The organism is Oligella sp. HMSC09E12, assembly GCF_001808505.1.
Lineage (GTDB): Bacteria > Pseudomonadota > Gammaproteobacteria > Burkholderiales > Burkholderiaceae_B > Oligella > Oligella urethralis.
The window spans coordinates 1-26564 of the sequence record NZ_KV793572.1; the positions used below are offsets into that span (position 1 = coordinate 1).

The window sequence follows — 26564 nt, forward strand, 5'->3', positions numbered from 1 at the left end:
AATATTTGAAAATAAATTTTAGTGTGTTGTTTTTATATCCAATCATCAAATCGTTTACTTGGCGTCGGATTCTTCAGTATGTCACAAACAGGAACAAAATGCAAGTGATTTGTTTTTTACTCTAAACTAGCATAAACCCTAGCTCAGCTGCGACAAAGATTGACATTATACGTAGCTGTTAAAAATATTGCAAGGTCTTTACATGTAATAATACAAAAAAACCAAGCAATAAAACTATTAACGGCCCTGCAAGCCAAGTAAATTGTGCTCTACAGAAGTTTGTGCCTTTTTAGCAACGAGTTATTTTCGCAATCAACGTCGTGCTTGAATTATAGTTAGCAAGACCATTATCCAATCATGCTCACTTCTTTACTACCGTCCATTATTGTTACTAGTCGATAGGAAAATATTAGCAAACAATCGGCGCAACAATCATAGATATCCAGATACTACTTTGCCATTTCCCCTATCCGAGTAGTTCACTACCGTTGAGATTCAGTTTTTATTAAGGGGCAGTAAATCTAAAAACTCTTTGCGTAAATCCGAGTTTTTCAAAAAAGCACCGCGCATTACGCTATTGATCATTTTGGAATTCATATCCTTCACACCGCGCCACTGCATGCAAAAGTGATCCGCCTTCATGACAATGGCTAAGCCCTGAGGTTTCATCTTATCGTTCAGCAGATCGGCTAATTGCACAATTGCCTCTTCTTGAATTTGCGGGCGCCCCATTACCCAATTGGTGATACGAGCATATTTTGATAAGCCAATTAAATTCGAATTTGAATCGGGTAAAACGCCAATCCACACCTGGCCCATAATCGGGCAAAGATGATGTGAGCAAGCGCTACGCACCTGAATCGGCCCAATAATAATCAACTCACTGAGCTTTTCAATATTAGGAAACTCAGTAATTGGCGGCATCGAGTGATAGCGCCCCCCAAACACTTCGCGCACATACATTTTAGCGACTCGGCGCGCCGTCTCCTGCGTATTATGATCAGTATCAATATCAATGACTAGGCTTTTTAAGACCTCAGTCATTTTCTCCTCAACTTCCGCTTGCAACTGATCTAATTCACCCTCTTCAATAAAATCGGCGATATTATCATTTGCATTAAAACGAGCGCCGGCATGTTGTATGCGTTGTCTGATGATATTTGAAATATATTTAGAATCCGAGTCACTCATCGGAACCCCTTAAGCTAATCAATTCTTTAAACTTGGAGCCTCTATTGTATGATGCACAGCACGAATTAACAGCTTTTTTTGTTATTTAAACTAATTCAGCGCTGATCAACTATACGCATCATTGCCTTGCGCAAATAACCGATGATTATTAAGTTGAAGCTAGACACGAATAAAATCACACTCAATTAAAGGGTAGCTACTAGCATCAGGCAACTCATAATGCCACCATTCCGATTCGATTTCTTTGAAACCAGCGTGTAGCATAATAGCTAGCAAGATCAAACGATTTCGCTGTACCTCAAGGGACAACTCTGCAACATCATGATGAGAACGGTGACTCATATCATCAAATCCAGTCCCCATATCCAGTACTTGCCCGCTTTGATTATCAATTAAGGTGACATCAATCGCCGTACCGCGGCTATGATTGGAGCCGATTTCAGGTGGTACTATATACATAGGATCCGGTAAAGCTTGCCAGAGTTTGGCTTGAGCAGCTGGTGGTCGATAGCCATCATAAATCAATAAGGTATAGCCTGCCCGTTGCGCATGCTCTGCTGCTTTTTTAACTAAAGGCGCTACGTCTCGGTGAATTGCACAGACTGCATCCTGATAAATACGCTCATTGGTTAAATTATTTCTTGTCGCATACACCAGCTCCAACTTCACACCAAACTCAGTCTCCGTGATTTCGACTAAGGCTGGCGCTAAGCTGCGATGATGAGGTTGATTTTGTTGTATTGTACAGGCAGTGCTCATTGTCAATTCCCTTTTGACTTCCTCCCCTCCCTAAAGGGAGGGGATTCCTACAACTAGACGGTCAAGCCCGACCGCAAATCTTAGAGGTGGCTACCGCCTTGCAATTCACACCTTGCATCTAAGATTCTTATTTCAAACTAACCCTACCGTTAAGATTGTCTGTTGACACGAGCTAGTTTGAGAGTGTGTGTGGAATACCATCTACTAGCCAAAACACTGCGTACTCGCAATTTATACTTGTCTTAGCTGTTTTTTGTAGATGGTTTTGATTTAATAGCTGATTGATTGTAGCAACTTTTTCGCCTTATATCCACCCCCTGAAATGGGTGGTTTTACGGCGTCTGATGATAAAATAGCATCGCGACTCAAGGCGCTTGCAAACTTATCGATACGCTATCCGTGATTTGATTATTATCCACAGAGTAGCGTTAACTGTCATCGGCATTATTCCTTATTAATAAAAATAACCATCAGCTAATTGAGCGCCGATCAATCATATTAGCGGCATCTGCCAATCAATCGCCCTTTACCCTTCGCTTAAATAAATAAACGCCGGTAAATCACTAAAGACTACCGGCGTTTAAGTTAATGCCTTAATGGAGCACTGTATTAATCAATAAACACTCTGGCATTCATAAACATACGCATCCAAGGCGTCAGATCGCCACCGCTATCCTTAGGCCCCCACGACTTAGGTGCCCACGACATCATGGCGCTACGAACGACTCGCTCTGGATGCGGCATCATAATGGTAAAGCGACCGTCCTCGGTTGTCACCGCCGCAATGCCATTGATACTGCCATTTGGGTTAAATGGATAAGCCTCAGTAATCACGCCACTATTATTTACGTAGCGCAGTGCGGAAATGACATTATCCGAATCGCCCTGCTGGGTAAAGTTGGCGTAACCCTCACCATGTGAAATCACTATTGGCGCTTGTGTACCGGCCATATCCTTAAAGAAAATAGAATTGGAATCACTCACTTCAGCCATGACCAAACGAGCCTCATGACGAGCGGATTGGTTACGGGTAAAGCGCGGCCAATACTCCGCACCCGGAATGATATCGCTTAAGCTGGCCATCATCTGGCAGCCATTACACACACCAAGGGCAAAGACATCCTGACGATTAAAGAACTCCGTAAACTGATCCAATAGCTTAGGATTGTAACGAATCGTCTTAGACCAACCCTCACCCGCTCCCAACACATCACCATAGCTAAAACCGCCAGCAGCAACAAGACCCTGCAGCTCGGACAGATGGATACGATCTTCTAAAATATCCGTCATATGCACATCGTAAACGCTAAAGCCTGCCTGATGGAAAGCCCAAGCCATTTCGATCTGGCTATTAGAACCCTGCTCACGCACAATGGCTACCGCAGGGCGAGCTTTATTAATGTATGGTGAGGAGATATTTTCTTGTGGATCAAAATCTACTTTGGCATGTAGACCGACATCATTTGTGTCCTTCCAACGATCGAATTCAGCCTGCGCCGTGCGTGGATTTTCGCGTAGCTTAGCGATTTCATAACCCACTTCACTCCACGCAGTACCTAATTCTACACGTGGATACGACAAGATAAGCTCTCCATCACGGAATACCTCGATCGTATCCTTATCATTTAAGCTACCGATCGCATGGCTGCATAGTGATAAGCCGGCCTCACGCAATACCTGTAACACCTTATCGCGGTCCTCGGCACGTACCTGAATCACCGCGCCTAGCTCCTCATTGAATAGGGCCTTAACCGTGCTCTCATCACGCTGTACACGGACTTGCTCCGGGCGTATTTTATAATCACCCCAATCCTGCACCGCACCGTCAAAAGTCAACATATCCACATTAATTGACACACCGGTGTGACCAGCAAAAGCCATTTCAGCAATGGTCGCAAATAAACCACCGTCCGAACGGTCGTGATAAGCCAAAATCGCCCCTTCGTCTGCCAGACTACGAATCACGGCAAAGAAGGTACGCAGTTTGTCTGCATCCTCAATATCAGGTACTTCATTACCGAATTGACCGATACTATGCGATAAAACCGAGCCGCCTAAACGCTGCTTACCCTCGCCCAAATCAATCAGAATTAAAGACGTTGGCCCCTCATCGCTAACTAATTGCGGAGTCAATGTTTTGCGCACATCCTCTACCTGAGCAAAGGCGGTCACAATCAATGACACCGGTGCGATCACATCCTTTTCTAGCAGTTCAGTTGAATCCTCAGCCGCTTGCTCGCTCCAAGCCGTGCGCATTGACATCGAATCCTTGCCCACTGGAATCGAAATATCCAAGGCCTGACAAAACTCACTCGCAGCCTCTACCGCAGTGTAAAGGGCTGCATCCTGACCAGGGGTACCGCATGCTGCCATCCAGTTAGCTGATAGCTTCAGGCCGTCCAAATGCTTAATATCGGCTGCCGCAATATTGGTAATGGACTCGGCAATAGCCATACGGCTAGCAGCCGCACTGTCCACTATCGCTAGCGGTGTACGCTCACCCATGGACATGGCTTCACCATGGAAATGTTCAAAATCAGCCAAGGTCACAGCACAATCCGCAACCGGAATTTGCCACGGACCAACTAACTGGTCGCGTGCGGTTAAACCACCGACATTACGGTCACCAATGGTGATGATAAAAGACTTACTGGCTACCGTTGGATGACGCATAACCGCCAAAGCGACTTCGCGCAAGTCCAAATCAACGACATCAATTGGCTCGAGCACCAAAGGCTCACTCTTAACATCACGCTGCATTTTAGGCGGCTTGCCTAAAATCACATCAACCGGCACATCCACTGGGCGCAACTTGGTTGCGGGCGCTGAACTGGTGCTGCCCTCTTCACCTGGCAGACCCTCGCCCTCAACCACACGCAAAATACGCTCCTCTGTGGCAATACCAATCACCGCATAAGGGCAACGCTCACGTCGAGCAATTTCATCAAAGAGCGCTAAATTTTCAGGTGCACTCGCCATCACATAGCGCTCTTGTGACTCATTACTCCATATCTCGGCAGCAGACATCCCACTTTCTTCAAGCTGCACCCGCGCTAGATCAAAGATAGCGCCACGACCAGCGTCATTTACCAACTCTGGAAAGGCATTGGATAAACCACCTGCGCCCACGTCGTGTATAGCAATAATCGGGTTATTTTCAAGTAATTGCCAACACGCATTAATCACCTCTTGAGCACGACGTTCAATCTCAGGGTTACCACGCTGCACTGAATCAAAATCTAAAGACTCAGTATTAGTTCCAGCAGCCATACTGGAGGCGGCGCCACCACCCATACCGATGCGCATGCCAGGACCACCCAACTGAATCAACAAAGCACCGTCAGGGATCGGATCTTTAAAGCAAAGCTCTGCGTCAATACTACCCAAGCCACCGGCAATCATGATCGGCTTTTGATAACCCCAACGACGACCGCCGACGGTTTGCTCAAAAGTACGGAAATAACCGAGGATATTAGGGCGACCGAATTCGTTATTAAAGGCAGCGCCGCCTAAAGGGCCTTCAATCATAATATCTAAGGCAGAAGCAATACGACTCGGCTTACCGTGAGAATCCTTTTCCCACGATTCCGCTAAATTTTTCAGCTGTAAATTAGCCACGGTATAACCGGTTAAGCCGGCTTTAGGTTTAGCCCCACGACCGGTTGCGCCCTCGTCACGAATTTCACCACCGGCGCCGGTTGCCGCTCCCGGAAAAGGAGAAATAGCCGTCGGGTGATTATGCGTCTCCACCTTCATCAAGGTATGCGTAAGACGCTTTTTAGGCTGATAACAAAAACCGCCATCAGCACATTTTGTCGCAAAAAAACGTGTTGCTTCAGCACCTTCCATAATGGCGGCATTATCCGCATAAGCCACCACCGTACCACGGGGGTTATGCTTATGCGTATCACGAATCATGCCGAATAACGTCTTTTCTTTAGCCTCACCATCAATCGTCCAAGAGGCGTTAAAAATCTTATGACGGCAATGCTCACTATTGGCCTGGGCAAACATCATCAATTCCACGTCGGTAGGATTGCGATTTAAGCCGACAAAGGCATTAAGCAAATACTCCACCTCATCCTCAGATAAAGCTAAACCCCATTCGACATTGACTTTTTCCAATGCCGCTGCCCCCTCTTCTAAGATAGGCACAGTGCGCAAAGGCTTAGGTTCTAGATCTTGAAACAAGGTCTTGGCATCAAAATCATCACCAATTACCACCGTTTCCGTCATGCGATCATGGATCAGCTTAATAAATTGCTGCAATTTCTCAGGTGTTAAACCATTGCCAGTCCAAAAACTCTTTTCTGGCGTCACCACCATATGAATGCCACGCTCAATGCGTATAATGCTGTCAAGACCGCAATTATGGGCGATATCAGTGGCCTTAGAAGCCCAAGGAGAGATGGTACCCAAACGCGGGATAATGCGTAATTCCACATCATGCTTGGCAATTTGTGGCTCCAACACCTTCGCATCACGAGTTAATAGCTCTATAACGGCAGCTTGTTGCTCTGCAGATAATGGCTCCTCGCTATACACATAATGTTCAAAACGCGTAAAAATTTTATCAACCGCTAAACCTAAGGCTTTAACCTGCTCCTTAAGACGAGCTTTAGTCGATTCTGGTAGTGCAACTGCACCTGGGACAATCAAATAAGATGACACGTGATTTACCTAATCAAAGAAAAAGGAGTAAAAGCTCCTGGCTCACATAAAATGGTCATAACAGAGCGGCAGAAGCTTGGTAAAAACAATTAGCTGTATTTTAGCCTTTTTTGAGTGTTTACTGTAGGTTTCTCTTTTTACAAAAAAAATTGTAAAATTTTGTTAATCTAGGCGGAGAGCGGTCTTTGTTTTAACATTTAAAAAACACCAGACTACCATTTCATCTTAAAATTCAATCACTTAAGCTGATTTATTAACATCTATAAATGAGCTTAAGAAGAGTCGCTAAGTTATTAATAAATAAAGACATTTGATAAGTGTCTATGTATAATAGGAAGCTCTTACCCCTCAACAACACACCTTAATAAATATAGTTATGTTGACTTTGCACAAAACCTTCTTAGCTAAGCGAGCAGGCGCTGCCCTCTTGGCGCTTTGCTGCGGCTTCGGCGCCAGCAATGCATTAGCCCAAAATCTAAACGGCCTTAGCAATGCACCGGTTATCGGCCCCGTGGACAATGGCGGCGGTATTATCAACTCAGAAATCGCCTTGGTGGTCGGTCTCAATGACAATCAGGTACTGTATTCAAAAAATGCAGATGTAATTCGCCCGATTGCCTCAATCAGTAAACTACTGACGGCATTAGTCATCACGCGCTCAGGTCTACCACTAGATGAAAAAATCACTATCACCGCAGATGATATTGACCGTGTTAAGAAATCCAGCTCTCGCTTAAGTGTCGGCACTACCCTAAGTCGTCGCGAGATGCTGTTATTATCTTTAATGTCCTCCGAGAACCGCGCCGCACATGCCTTAGGTCGCACCTACCCCGGCGGTATGACGGCTTTTGTGAATGAGATGAACTCCGTCGCTCGTCAGCTCGGTATGACTCGTAGTCGCTTTGTGGAACCAACCGGCTTATCACCAATGAATGTTTCCACGCCCAATGACTTAGTCCGTTTGTTACGTGCAGTTGGCAAGGACAGCTTGATTAAACGCTTTTCAACCAGCGATGACTATAGTGTGATTACCAGTAACGGTCGCACGGAAAAGTATCGCAACACCAATCGCTTAGTTCGCAATAATGACTGGTCTATTCATATTTCCAAAACCGGTTATATCCGCGAGTCTGGTCAGAGCTTAGTGATGATCACCGAGTTTGAAAAACGTCCGGTAGCCGTCGTATTACTTAATGCCGAAGGGACATTAACCCGCTTTGCCGATGCCGTACGCGTGCGTCATGTCGTACAAAATGACTACCCGAGTTTATTTTAGCCTAGCGCTTAAGTCGCAAAGACAGTAAGAAGGCCTGCACTATCTGTGCAGGCCTTCTTACTATAAGCAGATAAAAATCAATTAATTAAGGCTTGATAGCGATTTTCAAAACACCGTCTTCCTGATTCATGAACATATCATAAGCCGCAACAATATCGTCCAATGGTCGCGTATGGGTAACTAAAGGCTCTAAATCGACCGCACCGGACTCAATCACGTTCAGTAGACGACGCATACGCTCCTTGCCGCCTGGGCATAACGCTGTTTTAATCGTATGATCTCCCAAACCAGCGGCAAAGGCATTAATCGGGATCACCACGTCTTCAGAGTAAACGCCTAAACTAGATAAGGTGCCACCCGGCTTGAGTACACGTAGCGCCTGCTCCCAAGTAGACTGCAAACCTAGACATTCGATACTAGAATCTACGCCGCGCCCCTTGGTCAACTTCATGATCTCATCAACCACGTCCACCTCTTTAAAGTTAAGCGTCACGTGAGCACCCATTTTTTTAGCAACTTCCAAACGATCGTTATTACCGTCAATGGCGATAATTAAGCTAGCACCGCGTAAACGCGCACCCGCAGTTGCACATAAACCAATAGGACCTTGGGCAAAAATAGCCACAAAATCACCGATTTTAATATTGGCATTTTCCGCACCGACAAAACCGGTCGACATAATATCGGGACACATTAATACCTGCTCATCAGCCAAACTATCTGGCACGGGGGCAAGATTAGCCTGCGCGTCAGGCACTAATACATACTCCGCCTGCGTGCCATCAATCCAGTTACCGAAACGCCAACCGGCAGTGGCCTTATAGCCATGGCAAGAGCAAGTACCGTCTTCTTTAATCCAAGAACCATCCTGCGAAGGGAAGCCGTCTTGTGAAGGATAAGAGGTAAAGGTCGGGCAAATAGCGCCAGCGATCACACGCTGCCCCTCTTCGTAACCCTGCACATTACTACCGAGCTTTTCAATAATACCCACCGGTTCGTGACCAATCGTTAAGCCCGATTTGACCGGATACTCACCCTTAAAAATATGAATATCGGTACCGCAAATCGTGGTGGTAGTAATGCGAAGTAAGGCGTCATTAGGTCCAACATCGGGGATAGGCTTATCCACTAGCTCAATACGTCCGGGGGCAATTAATGCTGCTGCTTTCATCATAGCCATAAAGTCTACTCCTTAATCGTAGATGTAGCAAAATACTTTAGATATAAAGTATCAAAATCGAGATAAAAGTTATAATATATCAATAAGTTAGGAAGTCTTTAAGCTGCAAAATCATGCTAACTGAAAAACACCAACTCAGTCAAGCATCAATTAATTCTAATTTACTAATATGTCAATCCGATGACGAAAGGATTGCTATCCTGCCTGAATATACTGTATATTTATACAGTATTTTAATATATCGTATAATCTTTAAAAAGTGATCGCTATGAAGCTGAGTTTCTTGGGAGAGAGTCTGACGCCAGAGTTGCTTAAGACCGTCCATCAACCCATACCACTATTTTTAGAGCGCATACCGGCGGGTTTCCCCTCGCCCGCCCAAGACTATCTGGAACAACATCTGGATCTTAATGAGCTTTGCATCAGCCATCCTGAGGCGACCTATTTTGTACGCTGCGAGGGTGATTCTATGATTGAGGCGGGGATTCATAGCGGTGATATTCTAGTGGTCGACCGTGCGCTTAATGCAGTACACGGTGATATTGTCATTGCCTCGGTCTATGGTGAGCTCACTGTCAAGGAGCTACGTTTACGTCCACAAGCCGGGTTATTTCCACGTAATCGTCAGTATCAACCGATCTTGCTCAAGGAGCCTGAAGCCTTGGAGTTATTCGGGGTAGTAACCTACGTTTTACATGCTTTGCGCCCTGCTCATGCCTAGTCCTACAGATACTACCCAGTGCCCGCTATTGCACGCTGAGCAAGTGTTTGCTTTGGTTGACTGCAATAGTTTCTACGCCAGCTGCGAAAAGCTATTCAGACCGGATTTACGCCATCGTCCTGTGGTGGTCCTGTCGAATAACGACGGTTGTGTGGTGGCTCGCTCTCCGGAGGCCAAGGAACTAGGTATCCCCATGGGAGCACCATTTTTTAAAGTAAAAGACTTTATTAAGCAACACCGCGTTAGTTTTTTTTCATCGAACTACGCCTTTTATGCCGATATCAGCCGGCGGGTGATGTCCTTACTGAGCGAAATGGCACCAGCCATTGAGGTGTATTCGATTGATGAAGCTTTTTTAGACCTATCCTCTGTGGCTGAGCTCCAGTCGATTGCGGATTTTAATCACTACGGACAGCGCATTCGTGAGCGCATTGATCAGTGGGTGGGGATACAGATCGGGATAGGCATTGCGCCCACTAAGACCCTAGCAAAGTTAGCAAATCACGCAGCCAAAAAGTATCCTGCAAGCCGCGGTGTCGTGACCTTATTGGCACCAGAACGCCGTGACAAGCTGTTAAAGCTCACGCCGGTGGAGGATGTTTGGGGCATTGGCAGACGCCTCTCACAGCAGTTATATCAACTCGGTATTAAAACGGCATGGGATTTAGCCTGTTTACATCCAGACTGGGTGCGGCAGCAGTTTTCCGTGGTATTAGAACGTACAGTACGTGAGCTTAATGGCGAGTCTTGCCTCCACCTAGAGGACATGCAAGCGAAAAAGCAGATTATCAGTAGTCGCAGCTTCGGTCGCAGCATCACTCAGCAAGAAGAAATGCAACAGGCGGTTAGCGAGTATACAGCACGGGCTGTCGCTAAGCTACGCCAAGAAAAGCAACAAGCCAAACAGCTGAGTGTATTTATTCAAACCAACCGCTATAAGCAAGAAACACGTTATTATTACAATAGTGCCGTTGGTGATTTGCTTTTAGCCAGTGATGACAGTAGAGAATTTATCACCTTGGCCTTGCGCCTACTACAACGGATTTGGCGTGATGGCTATCACTATTATAAAGCCGGTGTGATGCTCAGTGATTTTTATACAGCACAATACTATCAAACACAGTTGTTCGATGATGAGGTGCAAAATATACGCGGACGCTATTTGATGCAAACCATTGACCGCCTAAATCATCAGCTACCGGGAAGCATTCGCTTTGGCAGTCAAGGTCTTAGCCAAAACAACCGCACTTGGTCGATGCAACGTCGCTACCTCTCCCCTGCTTACACCACACGATGGCAAGACATCCCACGGGTGCGTTAGTTAAGTGCCTAGGATCTTGGATCCCAGGCACTGAAAGCGCACTCTATACATGCACCCTGTCAATATAGCAATAGCAGGCGGAGCCTTATATTATTCACCGATAAAGGCTGGGCTAGCACCGCTGTAGTTCATGAACTTAGTATGTTCACCCACAAAGGTTAAACGCACCGTGCCGATAGGACCGTTACGCTGCTTACCGATAATAATTTCAGCAACCCCCTTATCAGGTGAGTTTTCGTTATAAACCTCATCCCGATAAATAAAGATGATCACATCCGCATCCTGCTCAATTGCCCCGGACTCACGGAGATCAGACATAATAGGACGCTTATTGGGGCGACTTTCCAAACTACGGTTAAGCTGTGACAAGGCAATCACCGGACAATCCAGCTCGCGTGCGAGGCTTTTTAAGGAACGGCTAATCTCTGAAATCTCATTAGCACGGTTCTCATTGCGACTAAAGCCACTGCCCGACATTAATTGCAAATAGTCGACAACGATTAAGCCTAGACCACCATGCTTACGACTAAGGCGACGCGCACGGGCACGTAAATCGATAGGATTCAGACCAGGCGTTTCATCAATAAAGATTTGCGCATGCTGCAAACGATCCACGGCACGGGTTACCTTGACCCAATCCTCATTATTCAAGGTCCCCTTACGCATTCGTTGTTGGTCAATTTTGCCTACCGAACCCAACATCCGATGCGCTAATTGAGCCGCCCCCATCTCCATGGAAAAGACCAGCACCGGTTTTTTTTCAACCAAGGCCACATGCTCCACAATATTCATAGAAAAAGAGGTCTTACCCATGGCAGGACGACCCGCCACAATGGTTAAGTCGCCACCATGCAGACCGGCTGTTTTAGCGTCTAAATCAATAAAACCGGTAGGTGTACCAGTCACCTCCGAGTCACTACCGCGCTGCGACAACTCGGTCAAATTATTAATCACCTCCAGCATTGCATCGCTGATGGCCACGAACTCAGCGCTCTTTTTATTGCTATCCTCGGAAATACGGTAGATTTTGGCCTCAGACTCATCGAGAATCTCACGCGCTGAGCGACCCTGAGGATTTAAGGCGGCGGTCCCAATCTCATCCGAGGCACTTAATAAACGCCGCAGAATCGAACGCTCACGAACAATTTCTGCATAGGTGCGAATATTCGAAACCGATGGGGTATTTTGCGCTAAGGCATTTAAATACACTAAACCACCGACTTCCTTATCCGTACCTTCGAGCTTTAATGCATCGTAAACGGTCAAGACATCGGCCGGCCGATCCATACTGATTAGGTTTTGAATATGACGCCAAATAATGCGATGATGGTGTCGATAAAAATCATCCTCACCCAGCACATCACCAACCTGCTCATTAGCCAAGTTATTAAGTAATAAACCGCCTAAAACCGATTGTTCTGCTTCAATCGAATGCGGTGGTAAGCGCAAATTATCCAATTCATGATCAGGCTGGCTCGGCATACTCATCATCGCACTATCAATCGGCTCCGTTGCCGGCATCACATCGTGCTGCACCTCGACCATGGACATTGCCGTTGCATCCTCATAAAAGGGTTCGGCAAAAATATCCTCAGGCAAATCAACTCCCTGCGCTTCAACAGGATGCTCGGAATCGTCTATAAAGGGATGCTCAATATGCTTGGACATAGGCGTTAAAAAACTCGATGATTAAAAACCAAAATAGCAGTAACGATTATATCGCTACTGCTATTTTTATACAGATTAGTGTAATCTCAACTGAGATTGTAACTAGGCCATCTCACCAATCACGTTAACTGTGATGTTAGCAGCGATGTCTGCATATAAATGGATAGTTACAGGGTACTCACCTACTGCTTTTAACGCACCGTCCGGCATACGTACTTGACTTCTTTCCACCTCAAAACCAGCTTGTTCAAGTAAACGAGCGATATCGATATTGGTCACAGAACCGAATAAACGACCGTCAACACCCGCTTTTTGAGTAACGTCTAATTTGTAATCAGCTAGTTTATTAGCCAATGCTTCAGCAGCCGCCACGCGATCGGCCTGAGCCTTTTCAAGTTCGGCACGACGTGCTTCGAACTCCTTGATAGCAGCATCAGTAGCACGCTGCGCTTTACCCTGAGGGATTAAGTAGTTACGCGCATAACCATTGCGCACGCGAACCACATCACCTAATTGACCAACCTTACCGATGGTTTCTAATAAAATAACTTGCATCTTGCCACCCCTGATTATTTATGACTGTCAGTAAATGGTAACAACGCTAAGAAGCGCGCACGCTTGATCGCTGTATCTAACTGACGCTGGTAGTGTGCCTTCGTACCGGTTAAACGTGCTGGAATCACCTTGCCGGTTTCAGTAATGAAATCGCGTAAGGTATCGATATCTTTGTAATCGATTTGTTCTACACCTGCTGCTGTAAAGCGGCAGAATCTACGACGTTTAAATAATGGATTTTGCTGTGGAAAACGACTTTTTCTGTCTCTTCCTCTTCTTGCTTGTGCCATGCTAATTACCTATAAATATGGTTGGGATACTAATCCCGATATTCTTTAAAACTATACGATAATCGAATTGCTTGCTACGACTGTAAAGCGTTGAATATGCAGTATTAATCTGCGGGAGTCTTTGCGAGTACTATTTAAAAAGCCCTCAACTTCTATAAAACTACCCAATTCAAGTCTACTTAAAGCCTCGGCGACTTCGCCAATTGCTCTGGCTTCCAATTCAAAGTCTAACTGCCTTGGATGCGCTGCCTCTATCACTTCGGATTGGTGTCTCAATACTAAATCTAACACACTGAGACCGGCTGGCGTATAGCGCAATGGTTGAACCTCGCTCAGGAGAAGCCGTAATTGAACCCTATTCATGCTAGCGGCTTGTAGCTAATAGCAAACCGACAAACAAAGGAGCTTACTCCTCTGCTTCTTCCTCTTCGTCTTCGTCGACTTCTTCGAGCTCAACATCATCATCTGCAGCAGCGCTGTCGTCTGCAGCAGCGGATTTGCGAGCTTCATCACGCTCAACTGACTTCATCATGATCGATGGCTCAGTAATGGCCTTGTCAGTTTTGATGATGAGGTTACGTAGAATCGCATCGTTATAGCGGAAAGAATGCTCTAACTCATCTAACACGTCTAAACCGCACTCAATATTCATGCAAATATAGTGTGCTTTAACTAACTTCTGAATAGGGTAAGCTAATTGACGACGACCCCAGTCCTCTAGACGGTGGATTTTACCACCCTTTTCAGTAATCATGGCTTGATAACGCTCAACCATGGCCGGCACCTGCTCGCTCTGATCAGGGTGCACGATAAACACTACTTCATAGTGACGCATATTAACTCCTATGGATATTTAGTAAAGCCCCTATATGCAAAAAGCTTTACATAAAAAGCCCGTCTCTGATGAGGTGGTTTTAATCTTAAAACTTAGTGACCACTTCACTAAAAGATCGAGCAAGAAATCGATAATTATATAGATTTAATCGCTATATATCAAGCCCTTATGAGATAACCGCTTGATATCTGTGGCTTTTGTGTATTTTTTCAGCGACTGAGCGATGCTTAAGCACCGCCAACAGCCTTAGCGACATGATTCAGCCCTGCCCTCAAGCATGGCATAGGCCGAATGATTATGAATGGATTCGAAATTTTCCACCTCAACACGATAAGCGATCATGCCGGGCCATTGGTGTAGACGAAGTGCCACATCACGGATCAGATCCTCAACGAATTTCGGATTATCGTAGGAATACTCCGTCACATACTTTTCATCCGGACGCTTTAGTAACGCCCACAACTGACTCGAACCCTGCTCTTCGATGGCGCGAATTAAGTCATCTAATACATAGTCACTGCCTGCTTCTAAGCGGACCGTCACATGGGAACGCTGATTATGCGCTCCATAGTCGGAAATCGCTTTAGAACAAGGACACAGGCTCATGACTGGCACCACCACCTCGGTAATCAAGCGCACGCCGTCAGTGGTAGCGATAGCTGTCCACGTGACTTCATAATCCATCATGCTAGCCACACCACTAACTGGTGCTTTTTTAGTAATAAAGTAAGGGAAAATCACGCGAATTTCACCCTCCTCGGCATTTAAGAGGGGTAGCATTGCAGTCGCCATTTGCTTAAACAATGTCGCATCCATGCCCTGAGCGTGGTACTCATCAATCAAGCCCATAAAACGCGACATATGAGTGCCTTTTTCAGTAGCAGGCAATAACACCGTTGTTTCCCACATACCCACCGTAGCCAAAACATCCCCTTGGCCATTTTTTATTGTCAATGGATGCTTTACTTTGCGCACACCCACACGATCAATCTGGATACGTCGCAAATCCGTGCTGCCCTGCACATCAGGCATCACAGCAGCTGTTGATTCAGTTAATTTCATTTAATTCCTACAAATAAAAGCTAAGCAGCTATGTGCTGACACTAAGGCTTTAAAAGCTCAGCAAAGCGCTGTTCTACCGACTGTTCAATGCCCTTGGCATCTAACTGCAAGTCCGCACGCAAGGCGTTTTGCTCACCATGATCGATAAATAGGTCCGGATAGCCTAATTGCAAGACCGGTAAATTTATATCATGCTGATTAAGGAATTCTATCACCGCGCTGCCAGCACCCCCCATCAAAGCCCCTTCTTCTAGTGTGACAAAGGCTTGATGCGATTCAGCTAAGGCAAGCAGTAACTCCTCATCCAGTGGCTTAACAAAGCGCATATCAATCAAGCTAAGGTCATGCTTGGCAGCAACTTGCTGCGCCTCATGCAATAACGGACCAAAGGCGAGCAGCGCAATCCTTGACCCTTGGCGTCGCGTCACCGCCTTAGCAAGTGCGACGCACTGCAACTCATTCGTCGTCTCCGCACCAATCCCTGCTCCCCGCGGATAACGCACAGAGGCCGGCCCATCGTATTGATAACAGCTACTTAATAAAAGTCGGCACTCTGCCTCATCTGAAGGCGTCGCAATCACCATATTAGGAATACAACGCAAGTAAGCAATATCATAATTTCCCGCATGCGTAGCACCATCGGCACCGACGATACCGGCACGATCTAAAGCAAAGGTGACGTCCAGATTTTGCAAAGCCACATCATGAATTAACTGGTCATAGGCTCTTTGTAAAAAGGTAGAATAAATCGCCACCACTGGCTTTAAGCCCTCACAGGCTAAACCAGCGGCAAAAGTGACGGCGTGCTGCTCTGCAATGCCCACATCAAAATAACGCTCGGGAAAACGCTTTTCGAATTCGACTAAACCACTGCCCTCCCGCATCGCTGGCGTAATGCCGATGAGCCTCTGGTCGCTCGCCGCCATATCACAGAGCCACTGACCAAAGACCTGGGTAAAGGTCTGTTTACTAGGGGCAGTTGAGGCCTTGATCCCCTCGGAAGGATTAAATTTACCAGGACCGTGATAAAGCACAGGATCCTGCTCTGCTAGTCCGTAACCCTGCCCTTTTTTGGTAATCACATGCACAAACTGCAAGCCGCCTAAACGTCTGACATTATCCAATACTGGCAATAAAGCCCCTAGATCATGCCCATCAATGGGACCGATATAATTAAAACCGAATTCCTCAAATAAGGTATTGGCCCCCATGAAGCTTTTGGCCTGATCCTTGACATGCCCCTTAAAGCGACGAGCAAACTCCGCCATCGGCTCAGGCAACTGCTTAAGCACCACTTTGCTCATATCACTTGCCTCTTTATAAAATGGCAAGCCACTAGAAATCAAACGACTGAAATACTTATTTAGCGCACCCACCGGTGGCGAAATGGACATATCGTTATCATTTAGCACCACCAGCAAATTAATGTCACGCGTATCACCGGCATTATTCATCGCTTCAAACACCATGCCAGCGGTCATTGCACCATCACCAATCACGGCAATATGCTGTCGCTTAGTCAGACCCTGATTACGCGCTGCCACTGCCATGCCAAGGGCCGCCGAAATTGAGGTCGAGGAATGTGCCGTACCAAAGGCATCATACACTGATTCAGAACGCTTAGGAAAACCAGAAATGTGATGTTGCTGTCGAATAAAAGGTAATTCATCACGACGCCCGGTTAAGACCTTATGCGCATAAGCCTGATGCCCCACATCCCAAATCAAACGATCGTCGGGCGTGTTAAAAAGATAGTGTAAGGCAATGGTCAACTCCACCGTGCCTAAATTGGATGAAAGATGACCGCCGGTATTTGCGACCGACTCTAGGATATACTGACGCAACTCCTGCGCCAGCTCAGGTAATTGACAGCGATTAAGCCTTCTTAAATCATCCGGGGACTCAATTTTGCTTAAGAACTTATTCATAACAATCCCTAGCTTTGACGGTGAATAATCAAATCCGCTAAAGCTCTTAATCGCTCAGCACGTGATCCCAATGGACGGATCGCCTCCAACGCTTCATGATGCAGGGCTGCGGCATAGTCCTTGGCCTCTGACAAACCTAGCATGCTGACATAGGTGGGCTTATTATCCTGCTCATCCTTGCCAGCTGTCTTACCCAATACACTGGTATCAGCCGTCGCATCTAAAATATCATCCACCACCTGATACGCTAAACCCAACTTCTCGGCATAGCCTTTAAGCGCAGAATGATCCTCGTAATTGGTCGCTACGGTAATTGAACCCAAGAGCACACTCGCTTGAATCAAGGCGCCAGTCTTAAGCTGATGCATCAACTTAAGGCGCGCTTTGCTAATCTGCTGATCGACGGAAGCCAGATCCATATACTGACCACCCACCATACCGCGACTACCGGAAGCGATGGCTAACTGCTGCATCGCCTTAATCACTAGGGCTGGCGCCACTGGCATGGTAGCAATCACTTCAAAAGCAAGACTTTGTAGCGCATCACCCACTAATAAGGCATTCGCCTCACCGTATTTAACGTGGACGGTGGGCTTACCGCGACGTAACTCATCATCATCCATACAGGGCATATCATCATGCACTAGCGAATAGGCATGAATTAACTCTACCGCTGTAGCCGCTGCGATTAAGGCCTTTTTCGACTGCTCAACCTGCTCACTAGGATGCGCTACCTCACCGGCCGCCAACACTAAAGCCGCACGAATACGCTTACCGCCGGAGAGCGCAGCGTAACGCATCGCCTCGTGCAAGCCGGCCAGATAAGGACTCTCATCCACTACCGTCAAAGCCTGCTCCAAGGAGGACTCCATCGTCGGTACTACATACGCACTTAACCAATGGTCAAAGGATAACTCCTGACTCATTTACTCATCCTCACCGTCTTGCTCAGCTTGTGCTAAAGGTCTCAGCTGATTGTCCTGCAATACCTGAACCTGCAGCTGTGCATCATCCAGCTTCTGCTGACAAATACGACTTAGTAACATACCGCGCTCATAGGCTTTGAGCGCCTCATCTAGCGACAAGACTTGATTCTCCATCGATTGAACAATGGCCTGTAATTCCTTCATCGCCACTTCAAATTGCTCGGGCAATTCCTGCTGCTCAACGTGCAAAACTGATTTGTCCTCAGACACCTCAGCCTCCTAAAATTTCACTAATCCAACATTGTACGAAAATCCGTGCTTTTTGTCGCTATTTTTCAAAATTAGCAATGAACAATGGCTTAGATGATTAAAAAACCTTATAATTTTTGGTCTTATTTTTGCTTTTCAAACACAGCAATTTATCGACTCATGACCCTTGGTGAGTCGGTCTTCTTAATTTTCTTCTTATCATTCGGGGGGTTCTGATGAACGATAAAATCCGACAAGCTTCTCAACAGCTCATTGCCGAAGCCGATATTCCTGTTAATTACTATTTTGATGATGAGGTGTTTGCCAAGGAGCAAGAGCTTATCTTTAAAAATAGTGCTATTTATATTGCTAACGAATCCTATGTGCCCGAAAATGGTGACTGGTTCGCTTTAGCTCAAGATAATGCTGGACGCATCCTACTTCGTAATGGCGACCGTCTAGAGTTATTATCGAATGTCTGTCGTCATCGACAAGCCATTATGCTAGGTGGTCAGGCGGGTAATGTCACGGATCCCACCAACAATCGCGGTAATTTGAAAGCAACTGGCGGCAATATTGTCTGTCCACTACACCGCTGGACCTACGACAAATCGGGCCAGTTACTGGGCGCACCACACTTTAATGAGCAACCCAGCTGTAAAAACTTAAGTCGCTTTGAGTTTAAAAATGTCAATGGCATGCTTTATGAGGGACCGCGTGATCCCGGCGCCGATATGGCGGCACTACTTAGCCTAGAGGAGTTTGACTTCTCCGACTATCAATTCGACCATATGGAAGTCCACGAATGTAACTACAACTGGAAAACCTTCATTGAAGTGTATCTTGAAGATTACCATGTGGAGCCCTTTCATCCAGGTTTAGGTCAGTTTGTTACCTGCTCCGACTTGCGTTGGGACTATGGCGAGTTTTTCAGCTCGCAACGAGTCGGGGTACATCAAGCCCTAGCTAATCCAGGTTCGGCCGCCTACCAGCGTTGGCATGATGAGTTATTAGCGTTCCGTGGTGGCACCGCCCCCGATTTCGGTGCGATTTGGGTCACCTACTTCCCCACGCAAATGATTGAGTGATATCCACACGTTTTAGTACTGTCAACGCTCTACCCGGTGAGTCCACAAAAAACGCTTAATCTGGTGGAGTTTTACTATCCTGAAGAAATCCGTGCCTTCGAACGCGATTTTATTGAAGCACAAAAAGCCGCTTATATGGAAACCGCCATTGAAGATGATGAGATCGCTGAGCGCATGGATGCCGGTCGTCTAGCGCTGATGGAGCGCGGGGTGCAGGAATCAGGTCCCTATCAATCACCGATGGAAGATGGTATGCTCCACTTCCATCAGTGGTATAAAGGCATGATGCAGATAAAATAAGTCACTGCTAAGCCCATGCAATTTATCCGCATGGGCTTAGTTATGCTAGTGACTGCTATGCTAATGACCGGTTGCTACCGGCCGCTTCGGATCGCTAATCCACTCACTCCAAGAACCAGGATATAGCTTAGCCCCCTTGAGACCCGCTACCTCCATTGCCAGTAAATTATGACAAGCACTGATACCAGAGCCACATTGAGCCACTACCTCACTGGGCGGACGGACACCCAATAACTGACTAAACTCCTGGCGCAACACCTCAGCTGACTTAAACTGACCGTTTGCCTCCAAATTCTCGCTAAAAGGCCGATTCACTGCACCGGGGATATGCCCTGCCACGGCATCCATCTGCCCATCTTCGCCGCTAAAGCGTGCTGCTGCACGCGCATCTACCACTAAAAAGTCCTTGAGGCGAATATTAACCTCCACCTCATCCGCATTGACCCGACCACCGACCAAACGCGGTGCGTCTTGCCATTCAACGGCCGCCGCATACGCCACTGCGCCCTGCTCCAACTGCCCGCCGACCGCCTGCCAAGCAGCCATATCGCCATTTAACACCTGCACATGAGCACAACCAACCCAACGCAACATCCACCACAGACGCGCAGCAAAAATACCATTACTGCCATCATAAACAACATAGTGATCACTGGATTGCATACCACGACTTGCTAATAAGGCCGCAAACTCGGCGCGCTCGGGTAAGGGATGACGACCATTGGTGCCATTAGGACTTGCGGATAAATCCCTATCCACATCAAAAAACACGGCGCCCGGTAAATGCCCTTCTACATAGGCACGACGCCCCCACTGAGGATCCTGTAAACTGTGGCGTACATCAATCAGATGCACTTTGCTGGCATCACTTTTGCTGTCTAACAAGGTCTTTAAATCAGCGGCTGAAATCAAGGGGTTCATGGTGGTCTCCTTTAAAAATGGATTGCTCTTATCATTATTGCTTTAGTATAGACAAGATTATTCCAAAACACGCTAAAACAATGCGTCTCCTTAAGAATTACTCTCTCAATGCTTGCGAGGCACTCGCTTTACGAACGTTAAGCATGGTAGCCCATGCTGACAAAGCACCGGCGCCAATCACACCTAAAATACCGAGCCAAACCCACAGGTCCGGCACATCCTCCCAAAACAGCACCCCTAAAAAGACAGCAAAAACAATGGTCATATACTGCAGCACCGCTGATAAAATCGGTGAACCTGAACCATAAGCCTTAGTAATACAAAGCTGCCCCACCAAGCCGCTTAAGCCCACCACCAGCAAAGCGGCCCATGCCTGTGCTGAGAGCCCTTGCAGATCATTACGATCAAGCGAGACTAAACCAACGGTTGTCACCACCACCGCAAAATAAAAGACGGTCAACCAAGTCGATTCACCCAATTGCCCTAATGAACGCAGTTGCATCATTGCCACCGCTGCACATACCGCTGAGCCCAAACCCATCACAATCGCAATTAACTGGTCCTCAGAAAAACTCGGTCTCAATACCAAAAGCACACCGGCAAAGCCCAGCAGACAGGTAAACAAGCGAAACCAATCCCTTTTTCCCTCAACCCCCTTGATAAAGACCCATAAGCCTATAAATATAGAAGAAGAGTAGTTTAAGGTGGTCGCTGTTGCTAGTGGTAGCACCGTATAGCAGTAAAACACCAAGCTTAAGGCCGTCACGCCAAATAGATTACGCAAAAAGTGTAATCTATAGCTAAGCGGCTTTAGCGAATGCTTGGTAACCACTGCCCATACAAATATCAAGATCACGGAGGGCAGACCGCGGGCCACAATTGTCAGCGCTAAGGGCACCTGCAAACCACCGAGAAACTTAACCGCCGCCCCCATACAAGCAAACATCAACGATGCTAATAACATCCAAAAGGAATGCATAGAAAATCCTTAACAATAGCTAAAAGCTGACATTTAGATAACATTTGGTGCTTGCCATTGTGAAGCGTATGCACCTAAAATTTACGATTAATTTTATCCCTTTTCCTACCTATTAAAAGTGAAAATCCTATGATGCGAATCGTTTTATTTCTTGCAACAAACTTGGCAATTATTTTAGTGCTGTCAATTACGACTAGCCTCTTCGGTTTAAACCGTTGGATGTCTGAGCAGGGGATTGATTACACTGCCCTACTCATATTTGCCTTGATTGTCGGTTTTACTGGCTCGATTATTTCTCTACTGCTGAGTAAGCCCATGGCTAAAATGAGCACGCGGGCACGGGTCATCAATCCACAACAGCCAGCGAATCGCCAAGAGGCCTGGTTGGTGGAAACCGTAGCACAATTCGCCCAACGTGCTGGTATCGGTATGCCAGAAGTGGCGATTTATGAGGGCGCACCCAATGCTTTTGCCACCGGTGCTTTTAAAAACGATGCCCTGGTTGCCGTGTCCACTGGTTTATTACAAAGCATGGATGAGGAAGAGGTCGCCGCCGTACTAGGCCATGAGATTGCGCACGTGGCAAATGGCGATATGGTGACCATGACCCTGATTCAAGGGGTGGTAAATACCTTCGTCATCTTCTTAGCGCGAGTGGTGGGCTTCTTTATCGACCGTGCAGTCTTTAAGAATGACCGTGAAGGCACAGGTCCCGGTTATTTTATTACCGTGATTGTTTTAGAGCTTGTGTTTGGTCTATTGGCCTCAATTATCGTGGCCTGGTTCTCACGTCAACGTGAATTCAGAGCAGATGCGGGGGCAGCTCAATTGATGGGCACACCACGTTCCATGATCAAGGCCTTACAGCGCTTGCAGCAAATGCAAGAAGGTGAATTACCCAAAAACATTCAGGCCTTAGGCATTTCCAATCATGTCAAAATGGCAAATTTATTTGCCACGCACCCGCCATTAGCAGTGCGTATCCAAGCCTTAAGTAACTAATCAGTGCAAGCACCGTCTCAAATCAGATTAAGACGGTGCTTTTTAATCTACTAAAAGTCGCAACGGCGCTTACTGAACCCTAATTTCATCTCACAGCAATACCATCAACTGCCTGCCATTTACTCGGCATCACGCCAATTTTCACCCACCGCCACTTCAGCGATCAAAGGTACGCTGAGTTCAGCCACACCACTCATTAATTCGGGCAAGGCTTGACGCATTAAGTCTTTTTCAGCTTCGGGTACTTCCAAGACAAGTTCATCATGCACCTGCATGATCATTAAGCTCTTAAGCTTTTTCTCATCAATAAATTTTTGTACGGCAACCATTGCCATTTTAATTAAATCGGCCGCCGTGCCCTGCATTGGCGCATTAATGGCTTGACGCTCAGCATTGGCTCGACGCGGTCCCTTGGCGCCCTGAATTTCTTTAAACCAGAAACGTCGACCAAAAACGGTTTCTACATAGCCCTGCTCCAACGCTTCTTGTTTAATGCGCTCCATATAATCAGCAACGCCTGGATAGCGCGCAAAATAACGATCAATATAAAGCTTCGCTGCATCTCGGCTAATATCCAACGTTTTAGCCAAACCAAATACGCCCATACCATATATCAGCCCAAAGTTAATTGCTTTAGCTGAGCGACGCTGATCGGCAGTCACCTCATCGATACTAGCTAGCGAGAAAATCTCCGCTGCCGTACTGCGGTGAATATCTTGACCCTCCGCAAAGGCTTTGCGTAAGCCCTCGTCGCCAGAAATATGTGCCATCACGCGCAATTCGATTTGTGAATAATCCGCCGCCATTATCACCTTGCCCGGTTCTGCAATAAAAGCCCTGCGAATACGACGTCCTTCCTCGCTACGCACCGGAATATTTTGCAGATTTGGATCCGATGAGGAGAGACGTCCCGTTACCACGGAAGCTTGGGAATAACTCGTATGCACTCGTCCGGTCGCCGGCCAAATCATGGCGGGTAGCTTATCAGTATAAGTAGACTTCAATTTAGCAAGGCTACGATATTCAAGAATAAGTTTAGGGAGAGGATAGTCCTCGGCTAAGCGGTTAAGCGTTTCCTCATCGGTTGAGGGAGCACCCTTGGGTGTTTTTTTAATGACTGGCAAAGCCATTTTCTCGAAGAAAATCTCGCCCAGTTGCCGTGGTGAATTCAGATTAAAGGCTTCCCCCACCATCGCATGCGCTTCTTGTTCCAATTCATCAAGACGCTCAGCAAAGGCACGACTTTGTTCATTTAAGGATTTTTCATCAACCCTAACCCCATTACGCTCAATCGTGGTCAACACCGGGGAAACCTGCATTTCTAGCTCATAAATACGCTTAAAACCTGGCTCCGCCTCAATTAAGGGCAGCATCACCTGCATTAACTGTAAGGTTACATCTGCATCCTCACAGGCGTATTCGGCGGCCTTCTCGATCGCTACCTGATCAAAGCTAATGGCTGAGGCGCCCTTGCCACAAATCTGCTCATAGCTAATGCCACTGCGCCCTAAGTAACGCTGCATCAGCTCCTCCATGCCGACTCGCTTCGAGGAATCCAGCACATAGCCCATCAGCATGGTGTCATGCTGAATACCGCCTAATCGTACACCCTCATTTGCTAACACATGGGTGTCAAATTTGGCATTTTGCAACACCTTTTTAGCTTGCTCACTTTCTAGCCAAGGGCGCAGCTGTTCTAACACCCATGCTTTACTCAGTTGCTGCTGTTGCTCGTCCAACACCGAGCTTTGATGCCCGACCGGAATATACCAGGCCTGACCCGGCTTAACTGACATGGACAAGCCAACCAAGCGGGCAGCCATTGAGTAAAGACCATCGGTTTCCGTGTCCAAAGCCACTATCTCAGCCTGCTGAAGCACAGCACGCAAATCCTTTAGTTGTGCTTCAGTGGTGACGGTTTGATAGTCAATCACTGCTGGTGCTGCAGGCACCACATCAGCCTCAACCCTCGCATCCTGCGCCGGAATCGCTTCTGGATCACCAGTTAATTCACGTAACCAGGTGCGGAAACCGTATTTTTGAAAAATATCAATTAAAGTGGCTTTGTCCTGCGCCAAGGGACGGAGATCGTCCGGCGTATCAATGGCCTCCGGTAAATCGCAATCATCTTTAATCGTGACCAAGCGGCGCGTCATTTCAAAGGTGGGAATAAACTCACGCAAATTTTGGCCTACCACCCCCTTGATGTTATCGGCATGTGCGATGATACTATCCAAGGTACCGTATTCCTCAAGCCATTTAACAGCGGTTTTAGGACCTACCTTAGGTACCCCAGGGATATTATCTGAGGTGTCCCCCATCAACATTAAATAGTCGATGATCTGCTCCGGCTTGACACCATAACGCGCCTTGACTCCCTCAATATCCATCACCTGATTACTCATGGTATCAATTAAGGTGACGTGCTCATTCACTAGTTGCGCCATGTCCTTATCACTGGTGGAGATAATCGATTCAATGCCGTTATCCGTGGCTTTTTTGGCCAGGGTAGCAATCACATCGTCGGCCTCAACCCCCTCGACCGCAATCACCGTCCAACCCATGGCACGGATGGCATCGTGAATCGGTTTTATCTGAGAACGTAAATCATCGGGCATGGGTGGCCGATTACCTTTATACTCTTTATAGATATCGTCTCTAAAGGTTTTACCCTTAGCATCGAAGACGCAAGCCATATAATCAGGATTATAATCTTGATTTATCTTGCGCATCATATTCATGACGCCGTAGATTGCCCCGGTGGGCTCACCCAGGGCATTCCGTAGGTTCGGCATCGCAAAAAATGCGCGATATAAATAGCTTGAGCCATCAACAAGTAATAAGGTTTTTTTCATGTCCATCAATAAAGAAAATTTAACTGTAGACTCCGATCTTACAGTAGAAGATAAGGCTGAAAACGCTAAACAAGTCAGTCGCACGGAAATGAAGCAAGTCGAAGCTTCAAAAGCTGATACGGTCAATGGTCAGGTAGCTGAAATTTCTCAGGAGCTGGCGACCGCAGCACAACACCTACTGCATATCAATAAGGCCGTGAGTATTTTCGGCAGTGCACGCACAGCAAAAGACTCTTTGTACTATAACAAAACCATTGAGATCAGTAAATTGCTCGCTCAAGCGGGCTTCAGCATCATTTCTGGTGGTGGCCCGGGGGTGATGGAAGCGGCCAATAAGGGCTGTTTTGAAGCGGGTGGCCACAGCATCGGTCTCAATATCAAACTGCCGCATGAGCAGCATGATAACGTTTACCAGTCCGAAAGTCTTTATTTTAAATACTTTGTTTCCCGCAAAACCACCTTCTTTATGAATAGCGCAGCCTATATTATGATGCCGGGTGGCTTTGGTACCATGGATGAGGTATTTGAGACCTTAACCCTAATACAAACAGGCAAAGCGCATCGTGCGCCCATCGTTTTTGTAGGCAGTGAGTTCTGGCGCGGCCTTGTGGATTGGATTAAACAGCAACTACTGGCTAATGGCTACATCTCTGCACCTGATTTAGATTTATTTATTATTGAAGATGAGCCGGAGAAAATTGTCGCCTATATAGAAGACAGGTATGAAACATACTGCCAAAGTACGATCTGCTTTGGCTTACGCTAAGACCCATTCAGCAGGTGCTTG

21 protein-coding genes and 1 pseudogene are annotated in these 26564 nt (G+C 46.7%); 6 read left to right on the top strand and 16 right to left on the bottom strand.

Annotated features, from left to right (window positions below; genetic code table 11):
• Nucleotides 1-495: 495 nt before the first annotated feature.
• The 3 genes from folE to purL form a co-directional block, all read right to left on the bottom strand.
• The gene (folE, locus tag HMPREF3179_RS05060; protein WP_018027461.1) at nucleotides 496-1191 is read right to left on the bottom strand and encodes a GTP cyclohydrolase I; all 696 of its coding nucleotides are present in this window, start codon (nucleotides 1189-1191) and stop codon (nucleotides 496-498) included.
• 159 nt (nucleotides 1192-1350) lie between these two features.
• Nucleotides 1351-1950, bottom strand: a complete 600-nt coding sequence (ddpX, locus tag HMPREF3179_RS05065) for a D-alanyl-D-alanine dipeptidase (protein WP_018027462.1) — start codon at nucleotides 1948-1950, stop codon at nucleotides 1351-1353.
• A gap of 609 nt (nucleotides 1951-2559) precedes the next feature.
• Nucleotides 2560-6621: a phosphoribosylformylglycinamidine synthase gene (purL, locus tag HMPREF3179_RS05070; RefSeq protein ID WP_070469914.1), complete on the bottom strand. Its 4062-nt coding sequence runs from the start codon at nucleotides 6619-6621 to the stop codon at nucleotides 2560-2562.
• A gap of 376 nt (nucleotides 6622-6997) precedes the next feature.
• Here purL and HMPREF3179_RS05075 point away from each other — a divergent pair, with 376 nt between their 5' ends.
• Complete coding sequence (locus HMPREF3179_RS05075) at nucleotides 6998-7897, top strand: serine hydrolase (protein ID WP_018027184.1); 900 nt, start codon at nucleotides 6998-7000, stop codon at nucleotides 7895-7897.
• Between the two features lie 85 nt (nucleotides 7898-7982).
• Here the strand turns inward: HMPREF3179_RS05075 and HMPREF3179_RS05080 are convergent, their stop codons facing one another.
• Nucleotides 7983-9077, bottom strand: coding sequence for an NAD(P)-dependent alcohol dehydrogenase (locus tag HMPREF3179_RS05080; RefSeq protein WP_018027183.1), 1095 nt, complete (start codon nucleotides 9075-9077; stop codon nucleotides 7983-7985).
• Between the two features lie 268 nt (nucleotides 9078-9345).
• Here HMPREF3179_RS05080 and umuD point away from each other — a divergent pair, with 268 nt between their 5' ends.
• The gene (gene umuD / locus HMPREF3179_RS05085; protein WP_018027182.1) at nucleotides 9346-9798 is read left to right on the top strand and encodes a translesion error-prone DNA polymerase V autoproteolytic subunit; all 453 of its coding nucleotides are present in this window, start codon (nucleotides 9346-9348) and stop codon (nucleotides 9796-9798) included.
• Complete coding sequence (locus tag HMPREF3179_RS05090; protein WP_070469943.1) at nucleotides 9791-11119, top strand: Y-family DNA polymerase; 1329 nt, start codon at nucleotides 9791-9793, stop codon at nucleotides 11117-11119. The genes umuD and HMPREF3179_RS05090 overlap by 8 nt, the downstream gene beginning before the upstream one ends.
• 90 nt (nucleotides 11120-11209) lie before the next feature.
• Here the strand turns inward: HMPREF3179_RS05090 and dnaB are convergent, their stop codons facing one another.
• The 9 genes from dnaB to HMPREF3179_RS05135 all read right to left on the bottom strand — a co-directional run bounded on the left by dnaB (nucleotide 11210) and on the right by HMPREF3179_RS05135 (nucleotide 18653).
• The gene (gene dnaB, locus HMPREF3179_RS05095; protein WP_371419257.1) at nucleotides 11210-12601 is read right to left on the bottom strand and encodes a replicative DNA helicase; all 1392 of its coding nucleotides are present in this window, start codon (nucleotides 12599-12601) and stop codon (nucleotides 11210-11212) included.
• Nucleotides 12602-12889: 288 nt separating this feature from the next.
• Nucleotides 12890-13342, bottom strand: coding sequence for a 50S ribosomal protein L9 (rplI, locus tag HMPREF3179_RS05100; protein WP_018027179.1), 453 nt, complete (start codon nucleotides 13340-13342; stop codon nucleotides 12890-12892).
• A gap of 14 nt (nucleotides 13343-13356) precedes the next feature.
• Nucleotides 13357-13632, bottom strand: coding sequence for a 30S ribosomal protein S18 (rpsR, locus tag HMPREF3179_RS05105; protein WP_018027178.1), 276 nt, complete (start codon nucleotides 13630-13632; stop codon nucleotides 13357-13359).
• A gap of 51 nt (nucleotides 13633-13683) precedes the next feature.
• A complete protein-coding gene (gene priB, locus HMPREF3179_RS05110) occupies nucleotides 13684-13995 on the bottom strand; it encodes a primosomal replication protein N (RefSeq protein WP_018027177.1) in 312 nt (103 codons plus the stop codon).
• Nucleotides 13996-14038: 43 nt separating this feature from the next.
• Nucleotides 14039-14467, bottom strand: coding sequence for a 30S ribosomal protein S6 (gene rpsF, locus HMPREF3179_RS05115; protein WP_018027176.1), 429 nt, complete (start codon nucleotides 14465-14467; stop codon nucleotides 14039-14041).
• Nucleotides 14468-14713: 246 nt separating this feature from the next.
• Nucleotides 14714-15529, bottom strand: coding sequence for a GTP cyclohydrolase FolE2 (gene folE2, locus HMPREF3179_RS05120; protein ID WP_070469915.1), 816 nt, complete (start codon nucleotides 15527-15529; stop codon nucleotides 14714-14716).
• 41 nt (nucleotides 15530-15570) lie between these two features.
• The gene (gene dxs, locus HMPREF3179_RS05125; protein ID WP_048767940.1) at nucleotides 15571-17457 is read right to left on the bottom strand and encodes a 1-deoxy-D-xylulose-5-phosphate synthase; all 1887 of its coding nucleotides are present in this window, start codon (nucleotides 17455-17457) and stop codon (nucleotides 15571-15573) included.
• A gap of 8 nt (nucleotides 17458-17465) precedes the next feature.
• Complete coding sequence (locus tag HMPREF3179_RS05130) at nucleotides 17466-18383, bottom strand: polyprenyl synthetase family protein (RefSeq protein WP_070469916.1); 918 nt, start codon at nucleotides 18381-18383, stop codon at nucleotides 17466-17468.
• The gene (locus HMPREF3179_RS05135) at nucleotides 18384-18653 is read right to left on the bottom strand and encodes an exodeoxyribonuclease VII small subunit (protein ID WP_070469917.1); all 270 of its coding nucleotides are present in this window, start codon (nucleotides 18651-18653) and stop codon (nucleotides 18384-18386) included. It abuts the gene before it with no gap.
• 215 nt (nucleotides 18654-18868) lie between these two features.
• Here HMPREF3179_RS05135 and HMPREF3179_RS05140 point away from each other — a divergent pair.
• Nucleotides 18869-20020, top strand: a pseudogene (locus HMPREF3179_RS05140) (aromatic ring-hydroxylating dioxygenase subunit alpha).
• 60 nt (nucleotides 20021-20080) lie between these two features.
• Here HMPREF3179_RS05140 and HMPREF3179_RS05145 read toward each other — a convergent pair.
• Complete coding sequence (locus HMPREF3179_RS05145) at nucleotides 20081-20941, bottom strand: sulfurtransferase (RefSeq protein ID WP_018027170.1); 861 nt, start codon at nucleotides 20939-20941, stop codon at nucleotides 20081-20083.
• Nucleotides 20942-21038: 97 nt separating this feature from the next.
• Complete coding sequence (locus HMPREF3179_RS05150; protein ID WP_018027169.1) at nucleotides 21039-21920, bottom strand: DMT family transporter; 882 nt, start codon at nucleotides 21918-21920, stop codon at nucleotides 21039-21041.
• A gap of 129 nt (nucleotides 21921-22049) precedes the next feature.
• Here HMPREF3179_RS05150 and htpX point away from each other — a divergent pair, with 129 nt between their 5' ends.
• Nucleotides 22050-22922 (top strand): protease HtpX, encoded by an 873-nt coding sequence (htpX, locus tag HMPREF3179_RS05155; protein ID WP_070469918.1) that lies wholly within the window; start codon nucleotides 22050-22052, stop codon nucleotides 22920-22922.
• A gap of 119 nt (nucleotides 22923-23041) precedes the next feature.
• Here the strand turns inward: htpX and polA are convergent, their stop codons facing one another.
• On the bottom strand, nucleotides 23042-25777 hold the full coding sequence (gene polA, locus HMPREF3179_RS05160) for a DNA polymerase I (protein WP_070469919.1): 2736 nt from the start codon (nucleotides 25775-25777) through the stop codon (nucleotides 23042-23044).
• Between polA and HMPREF3179_RS05165 the strand changes: the two genes are divergently transcribed.
• Nucleotides 25776-26543, top strand: coding sequence for an LOG family protein (locus HMPREF3179_RS05165; protein WP_018027166.1), 768 nt, complete (start codon nucleotides 25776-25778; stop codon nucleotides 26541-26543). The two genes, polA and HMPREF3179_RS05165, sit on opposite strands and share 2 nt — an antisense overlap.
• Nucleotides 26544-26564 lie beyond the last annotated feature (21 nt).